The organism is Testudinibacter sp. 'clade 2' (assembly GCF_006227735.1).
In the GTDB taxonomy this organism is placed as follows: Bacteria; Pseudomonadota; Gammaproteobacteria; order Enterobacterales; family Pasteurellaceae; genus Chelonobacter.
Genome location: NZ_VDHB01000036.1, coordinates 1 through 7,399, shown reverse-complemented (window position 1 = coordinate 7,399; position 7,399 = coordinate 1). Strand labels below are relative to the sequence as shown.

The 7,399-nt window shown below is 45.0% G+C and carries 7 protein-coding genes; 4 read left to right on the top strand and 3 right to left on the bottom strand.

All coding sequences use genetic code 11. The features are described 5' to 3' along the window. The first annotated feature begins 193 nt into the window (after window positions 1–193). Window positions 194–1,720: a ribosome biogenesis GTPase Der gene (gene der / locus FHQ30_RS04000; RefSeq protein ID WP_139612239.1), complete on the top strand. Its 1,527-nt coding sequence runs from the start codon at window positions 194–196 to the stop codon at window positions 1,718–1,720. Window positions 1,721–1,773: 53 nt separating this feature from the next. Then, complete coding sequence (locus FHQ30_RS03995) at window positions 1,774–2,736, top strand: AEC family transporter (protein WP_442805710.1); 963 nt, start codon at window positions 1,774–1,776, stop codon at window positions 2,734–2,736. Window position 2,737: 1 nt separating this feature from the next. Here the strand turns inward: FHQ30_RS03995 and FHQ30_RS03990 are convergent, their stop codons facing one another. Further along, window positions 2,738–3,289, bottom strand: coding sequence for an NAD(P)H nitroreductase (locus tag FHQ30_RS03990; protein WP_139608633.1), 552 nt, complete (start codon window positions 3,287–3,289; stop codon window positions 2,738–2,740). Between the two features lie 110 nt (window positions 3,290–3,399). On the opposite strand from FHQ30_RS03990, the gene sppA reads away from it, so the two are divergent. Beyond that, on the top strand, window positions 3,400–5,265 hold the full coding sequence (gene sppA / locus FHQ30_RS03985) for a signal peptide peptidase SppA (protein ID WP_139612238.1): 1,866 nt from the start codon (window positions 3,400–3,402) through the stop codon (window positions 5,263–5,265). 71 nt (window positions 5,266–5,336) lie between these two features. Here sppA and trxA read toward each other — a convergent pair whose 3' ends face one another. After that, window positions 5,337–5,663, bottom strand: coding sequence for a thioredoxin (gene trxA / locus FHQ30_RS03980; protein ID WP_132967909.1), 327 nt, complete (start codon window positions 5,661–5,663; stop codon window positions 5,337–5,339). 180 nt (window positions 5,664–5,843) lie between these two features. Then, window positions 5,844–6,836: a 2-hydroxyacid dehydrogenase gene (locus tag FHQ30_RS03975; RefSeq protein ID WP_139612240.1), complete on the bottom strand. Its 993-nt coding sequence runs from the start codon at window positions 6,834–6,836 to the stop codon at window positions 5,844–5,846. 157 nt (window positions 6,837–6,993) lie between these two features. On the opposite strand from FHQ30_RS03975, the gene FHQ30_RS03970 reads away from it, so the two are divergent. Then, entirely contained in the window at window positions 6,994–7,224 is a 231-nt protein-coding gene (locus tag FHQ30_RS03970) for a putative hemolysin (RefSeq protein ID WP_139612237.1), read from the top strand. Window positions 7,225–7,399: the final 175 nt, after the last annotated feature.

The following is a 7,399-nucleotide window of genomic DNA, read 5'->3' as shown; positions in this document are numbered from 1 at the left end:
AGTCCCGTCCATTCCGCCATTTTTCAGCCCGATATATTAGGGTCTGTTTATTTTCCTAAATTAAGCAAAATGCATAAGGTCTGTTGCTCTTTGTTTATAACTTTCACTATTCGCCACCCTGAAAATTCGGTATCATCTTGCAACATCACCCCATAATAAATATGACGACAGCTTTCGTCCATCGAGGTTTTATATGACTCCTGTAGTTGCCCTAGTCGGGCGCCCTAACGTAGGCAAATCCACACTGTTCAACCGTTTGACCCGCACGCGTGATGCATTGGTCGCCGATTTTCCCGGACTGACTCGCGATCGCAAATATGGCCATGCGCATATTGCTGGGCATGATTTTATTGTGATCGACACTGGCGGTATCGACGGCACGGAAGAAGGTGTGGAAGAGAAAATGGCGGAACAGTCACTGTTGGCGATTGAAGAAGCCGATGTGGTGCTGTTTATGGTGGACGCCCGTGCCGGGTTAACGCCGCCGGATATCGGCATTGCCAATTATCTGCGCCAGCGGGAAAAAACGACGGTGGTGGTTGCCAACAAAACCGATGGTATTGATGCCGATTCACACTGTGCTGAATTTTATCAATTGGGTTTGGGTGAAATTGCGCAAATCGCAGCAGCACAAGGACGCGGCGTCAACAATTTAATCGAAGACGTGCTGGCGCCATTTGCCGAGCAATTACAGCAATCTGAAAATGAGCAGCAACAGCAAAGTGCGGTTGAGGATCAAGAGTGGGATCAGGATTTTGATTTCAATAATGAAGAAGATACCGCACTTTTAGATCAGGCATTGGCAGAAGAACAAAATGATGAAGCCGCAGCACAAGATCTGCATAAAAATATTAAAATTGCGATTGTCGGGCGCCCAAATGTCGGTAAATCGACTTTAACCAATCGCATTTTAGGCGAAGATCGGGTGGTGGTTTACGACTTGCCCGGCACCACGCGCGATAGTATCTATATTCCTATGGAGCGTGACGGTCAACAATATACTATTATCGACACTGCCGGAGTGCGCAAACGTGGTAAAGTCACGCTTGCAGTAGAAAAATTTTCGGTGATCAAAACCCTGCAAGCGATTCAAGATGCCAATGTGGTGCTGCTGACCATCGACGCTCGTGAAGGCATTTCCGATCAAGATTTGTCGCTGCTCGGCTTTATTCTGAATGCTGGGCGTTCGTTGGTAATTGTGGTCAATAAATGGGACGGCTTAAGCCAAGATGCCAAAGATCAGATCAAATCCGAGCTGGATCGCCGTTTAGATTTCATTGATTTTGCTCGGATTCATTTTATTTCTGCCCTGCACGGCAGCGGTGTCGGCAATCTGTTTGAGTCGGTACAAGAGGCTTATCAATGTGCCACCAAGCGTTTCTCCACTTCGATGTTGACTCGCATTTTGCAAATGGCGACCGACGAACACCAGCCGCCGCTTGCTTCCGGCAGACGAATTAAGCTGAAATATGCCCACCCAGGCGGGCATAACCCGCCGATTATTGTGATTCACGGCAATCAGTTGGACAAACTTGCCGACTCTTACAAACGCTATTTATCCAACTACTATCGCCGTAGTTTGAAAATTATCGGTACTCCTATTCGGATTCAATTCCAAGAAGGCAGTAATCCGTTTGCCGGACGACGCAACAGCTTGACCCCGAATCAGCTGCGCAAACGTAAACGCTTGATGAAATTCATCAAAAAAGCGAAAAAATAGTCACTGTCCGCCCTTAAACAGGCGGTTTTAGTACACTGTCATTAGATGAGAACATGATGGAAAGCGGATTTGTCGCCTCAATGTTATTTTCGGCAAGCGTAACCCTGCCGAATATTTTAATGCTGATCTTGGGTATCTATCTGAAAAAAATCGGTATGATCAATGACCATTTCAGCAATCAAGGCTCAAAGCTAGTGTTTAACATCACCCTGCCAGCGCTGCTTTTCCTCAGCATCATCAAAAACCCAACCGATTACAGCTCGCAGCTCAGTGTGGTCAGCATCGGCATTTTGGGTACGTTAATCCTGTTTATCTTGGCAGAGCTGTTTGCCGCCCGTTATGTCAATGACAAAAAAGAGCGTGGCACGTTTGTGCAAGGTGTGTTCCGTGCCAACAGCGGCATCATCGGCTTATCACTCTGTGCCAATGCTTACGGCTCTGCCGGCTTGGCGATTGCTTCGGTTTATACTGCGATTATCACCCTGCTGTTTAACGTGCTGGCGGTGATCACCCTCAGTCGTTCTTTAGCGGAAGGCGGCAAGACCAATTTTGTTTATATTTTCAAACAGTTGATTAAAAATCCGCTGATTTTGTCGATTATTGCCGCATTAATTTTCACCCGTTTAGGTGTCAACTTGCCGCAGACGCTGATCAGCACCGCCGATTACTTGGCGGATATGACACTACCGCTGGCGCTGCTTTGTGCCGGCGCCAGTTTGAACCTCAGGAATATGGATACCTCCTCACAAGTGGCGATCTGGTCGAGTATCGGGCGAGTTTTGCTTGCGCCGCTGCTGATGGTGTTGATTGCCCGTTTGTTTGGTTTGCAAGGGATTGATTTAGGGGTGATTTTCTTGATGTCTGCCACTCCGGCAGCCGCAGCCAGCTATGCGATGGTCAGAAGTATGGGCGGCTATGCCAAAACCGCCGCCAATATTATTGGGATCACCACCTTCGCAGCCATGTTCGGCTCGTCAATCGGGATTGTGATTCTGAAACAATTGAATTGGATGTAACTTAAAGATAGCTGACATACGGTGATACATCATGGATTTTGGCTTTTTCCAATTTTTGTTCCGCAGTGCCCAACATCAACAGCGCAATCACTTTATCCTGTGCTTCGCAGCCGAACGCTTGGCGCAGTTCGCTGCCATCAATCCAAGGGCCACTAACCCAAACATTGTCAAATCCCTGTGCATTGGCAGCAAGCTGCATCGCATAAGTGGCACAACCTGCCGTCAGCATCTGCTCCCAGCCCGGCACTTTGCCAATCTCATTATTAATTTTGGCGATCACCGCGATAATCATCGGCGCACGATGGCTGACATCCGTGGCTTTTTTCTTGCGTTCTTCCCCCAAATTCAGCTCTTCGACCGCACTTTGCAGCAATTGCTCCAACACATCTTGCCCCTGCTTTTCAATGATCACAAAACGATAAGGTGTCAAGCGACCGTGATCCGGTGCATGCAATGCCGCTTGCAAAATATTATCTAACTGCTCGCCCTGCGGTGCCGGCGCAACCAATTTTTTATTTGAACGACGAGTTAGCAATAACTCCAACGCATCCATCTTGATCTCCTTTATCCACTCAATTCTTTGCTTCATTCGGTAAAAATTATTGCTACAATATATACCATTTTCATTTAATTAAGAATTATTCTTTTTTTAAGGAGATCCGAATGAGGGCTTTGGCAAGACTGATTAAATTGCTGTGGCGCGGACTTTGCTTTATCCGTGACTTAGTGATGAATGTTTTTTTTATTTTGTTTGTTATACTCTGTTTTACTTTGGTTGGTATATTTCTACACTCCTCAAGCTCCACCCCCACTATTAAAGAGGGCGCATTATTACTGAACTTAGACGGCTATCTTGCCGACAACCGCCCAGAAAGTAGCTTATTAGACGCCTTACGCGAATTGGACCAGCGCCAGATTCCGCAGCAAATCTCAACTTTCGATGTGGTTGATGTTATCCAGCACGCTGCCGTTGACGATAAAATCAAAGGTATTGTGCTGGATTTGAACTATTTTGAAGGTGGTGATATCCCGTCGCTACAATTTATCGGGCAGGCACTCACCGAGTTTAAAGCACAAAATAAACCGATCTATGCGATTTCCTCTCGCTATTCGCAAGCGCAATACCTGCTGGCAAGTTATGCTGATGAAATTTATATCAATCAACTGGGCGATGTCAGTATTTTTGGTTTGAGCCAAAATAGTTTGTATTTCAAATCATTAATCGACAAATTAGAGATTACGCCACATATTTTCCGGGTCGGAACCTACAAATCGGCGGTGGAGCCTTTTCTGCGCAATGATATGTCTGCCGAAGCCAAAGCCAACAACCGCCTTTGGGTCGATCAAATGTGGCACAACTATTTAGCTCTGGTTGCCAAAAACCGAGGAATTGACCAAAGTGCGGTATCGCCTACGCCACAAACATTTTTGCAGCAACTGAAAGCCCTAAACGGCGACAGCACTGAATATGCTAAACAACGTGGTTTGGTGAATGCCGTGATGAACAATAGCAACATCAGCCACAAATTTAGCGATATTTTTGGTTTTAATCCTGATCGCAGCGACTACCAATACACCCTGTTTAGCGACTATCTGGCGACACTGCCTGATCGCAACAGTGACCCTGCCACTGACAAAATTGCCGTGGTCAATGTCGAGGGTGAGATTATCGATGGCATCAGCACAGATACTTCAGTGGGCGGCGACAGTATTGCCGCCTTGTTGGAAAATGCAATGCGTGATCGCCTTGTTAAAGCTGTTATTTTGCGGATCAATTCTCCCGGCGGCAGTATGGTGGCGTCCGAAGTGATCCGCCAGAAATTAGTCGAACTACGTCAGCAAGGGATACCGGTAGTCGTCTCCATGGGTGGTTTGGCAGCGTCCGGTGGTTATTGGATTGCAACCGAGTCGGACCACATTGTTGCTAACCCAAACACCTTGACTGGCTCAATCGGCGTTTTCTCGGCGTTTTTCACACTGGAAAACACCTTAAATAACTGGGGAATTAACAGTGACGGCGTCAGTACCGGCCCGCTAGCCGAACAAAATCTGGCACAGAATTTATCACCAGAATTAAGCCAATACTTCCAGCTAGGCGTAGAACACGGCTATGATAAATTTTTGCAGATTGTTGCTGACAGCCGTAAATTAACTAAAACGCAAGTGGATGAGATTGCACAAGGGCGAATTTGGCTAGGACAAGACGCCTTAAAAAATAAATTAGTCGATGAATTGGGCGACTTTGACCGTGCGATTGATGCCGCCTTAACACTGATGAATAAACGTAGTTCTGAAGGCAGTGCAGAAATCGATTCTCTTCCGTTACAATGGTTTGTCGACGAACAACCCGATCTCATCAATCGCTTCTTGAATCGTAGCCAAAGCAAGATACAAAGTGCGGTATTGTCACTTTTCGGGCTCAAACCACAGCAGCTGAAACCTATAAAAAACCAATTAGGCTTGCTGAAACATTTCAATGATCCGAAAGGACAATATATCTATTGTCTGGACTGCGGCATCAACTACTAAAACAGCACAATCCATAAAAAATCCCCTTAGATCAAACGAACTAAGGGGATTGCTGAAGAATAGTTGATTAATTAAGCGATAGACTTCTCAATCAACGCAATTAATTGATTCTTCGGTAACGCACCGACTTGAGTCGCCACTGCTTTTGCTTCTTTAAAGATCACTAATGTTGGAATGCTACGCACACCAAATTTTGCTGCCACTTGCTGACTTTCATCAACATTAATCTTCACCACTTTCACTTTTCCGTCTAATTCGACAGCAATATCGTCCAGAATCGGCGCAATCATTTTGCAAGGGCCACACCATGGCGCCCAAAAATCCAAAACAACCGGCAAGTTGGATTGTAAAACATCTTGTTCAAAACTGGCATCAGTGGCATGTACTACTTCACTCATTGTATTTTCCTTAGGTTAACTGTTTATACTATTTACTTGACTATTTCAGTACGGTATAAGATAAGCGCTTCTGTGCGGATTTTCAAGGCATATCCTAAAATAATCCTATCGCTTTTACCGATTTATATTAACTTGCTTTGCTATTCTACGCCGATCTCAATAGTATGGCATGCTAAATAATCAACTTTTTACTTCATTTGGGCTTTCAATATTTCTGACTAAATCAGCAATATTATGCAGTGTCACTTCGGCAATACTGGTCAGCGCCTCTTCGGTTAAAAACGCTTGGTGTCCGGTCATCAACACATTGTGTGACGCGGCTAACAGCGAGAAGGTATCGTCCAGAATCACTTCATTCGATTTGTCTTCAAAGAACAAATCACGTTCATTTTCATACACATCAATCCCTAAACCACGAATTTTACGGCTCTTCAAGGCTTGCAGGGCATCGGTGGTATTAATCAACGAACCACGACTGGTATTCACAATCAACACACCGTCACGCATTTTAGCAAAAGCCTCTTTATCTAACAGATGGTGGTTTTCAGCCGTTGCCGGGCAGTGTAAGGTGATCACATGTGATTGGGCATACAGCGTCTCCAAATCGACATATTCCGCCCCTAGTTCGACCGCTGCCGGATTGATAAAGGGATCATAAGTCAGAATATTCATGCCGAAGCCTTTCAGGATCCGCATCACTGCAACCCCGATTTTGCCACTACCGATCACCCCGGCAGTACGTCCGTGCATATTAAATCCTATCAACCCTTCTAACGAAAAGTTGGCATCACGAGTACGGTTATAGGCTTTATTAATCCGACGATTCAAGGTCAACATCAACCCGACCGTGTGTTCCGCCACTGCCTCCGGTGAATAGGCCGGCACACGCACCACTTTCAAACCAAACTCTTTTGCCGCCTGCAAATCCACATTATTAAAACCGGCGCAACGCAGCGCCACAAATTTAACCCCAATTTGCGCCAATTTCTGCAACACATGACGATCAGCAATATCGTTGACAAAAATACAGACTGCATCTGCTCCTTCCGCCATTTTAGCGGTGCGATCGTTGAGTAAGAAGTCATAAAATTCCAGCTCAAAACCATATTTAACATTGACCAGTTCAAAATAGTTTTTATCATATTTTTTGGTGCTATAAACCACGACCTTCATCATATTCTCCCAGATAGAAAAACCGCACTCAATGTAACAAACTTTGATAAATTCAACAATAGTTGAATTTGAGTGTACGATATTTAAACCGTTATTTTGTGTTATTATACGCCCAATCATTATCCTTGAGCTATTATTGTAAGAAAACGGAGTAAAAATGAAAAAACGTATCCTAGCCCTTTCCGCCAGTGCGATGCTTAGCGCTTGCACAGCCGAGCACAACGAAACACCCGCTATCGGTATGCCCAATCCTGCTTCTGAATATTGCGTGCAGCAAGGCGGTAAACTGGAAATGAAACAAGATAAAGACGGTAACCAATATGCTCTCTGTCATTTACCGGACGGACGTGTGATCGAAGAATGGGAATTGTTTAGAAGCCAGAAATAACAAGATAAAAAAGCCTCGAAATTCGAGGCTTCAGACTGCTGACAAACCCCACTAATTTTTATGGTTAGTGGGTTTTATTTTGGGCGTAGCGGGTCAAAACACTTTTTTAGATTAGATGAAACTTACATGGCTTAGAATCTGCGTTTAATAAGGCTGTTTTTCCTAAAATAAAGCG

Excerpts from the sequence above, each read along its gene's own strand:
- der (WP_139612239.1), top strand. The coding sequence starts at position 194 with ATGACTCCTGTAGTTGCCCTAGTCGGGCGCCCTAACGTAGGCAAATCC.
- FHQ30_RS03995 (WP_442805710.1), top strand. The coding sequence starts at position 1,774 with ATGATGGAAAGCGGATTTGTCGCCTCAATGTTATTTTCGGCAAGCGTA.
- FHQ30_RS03990 (WP_139608633.1), bottom strand. The coding sequence starts at position 3,289 with ATGGATGCGTTGGAGTTATTGCTAACTCGTCGTTCAAATAAAAAATTG.
- sppA (WP_139612238.1), top strand. The coding sequence starts at position 3,400 with ATGAGGGCTTTGGCAAGACTGATTAAATTGCTGTGGCGCGGACTTTGC.
- trxA (WP_132967909.1), bottom strand. The coding sequence starts at position 5,663 with ATGAGTGAAGTAGTACATGCCACTGATGCCAGTTTTGAACAAGATGTT.
- FHQ30_RS03975 (WP_139612240.1), bottom strand. The coding sequence starts at position 6,836 with ATGAAGGTCGTGGTTTATAGCACCAAAAAATATGATAAAAACTATTTT.
- FHQ30_RS03970 (WP_139612237.1), top strand. The coding sequence starts at position 6,994 with ATGAAAAAACGTATCCTAGCCCTTTCCGCCAGTGCGATGCTTAGCGCT.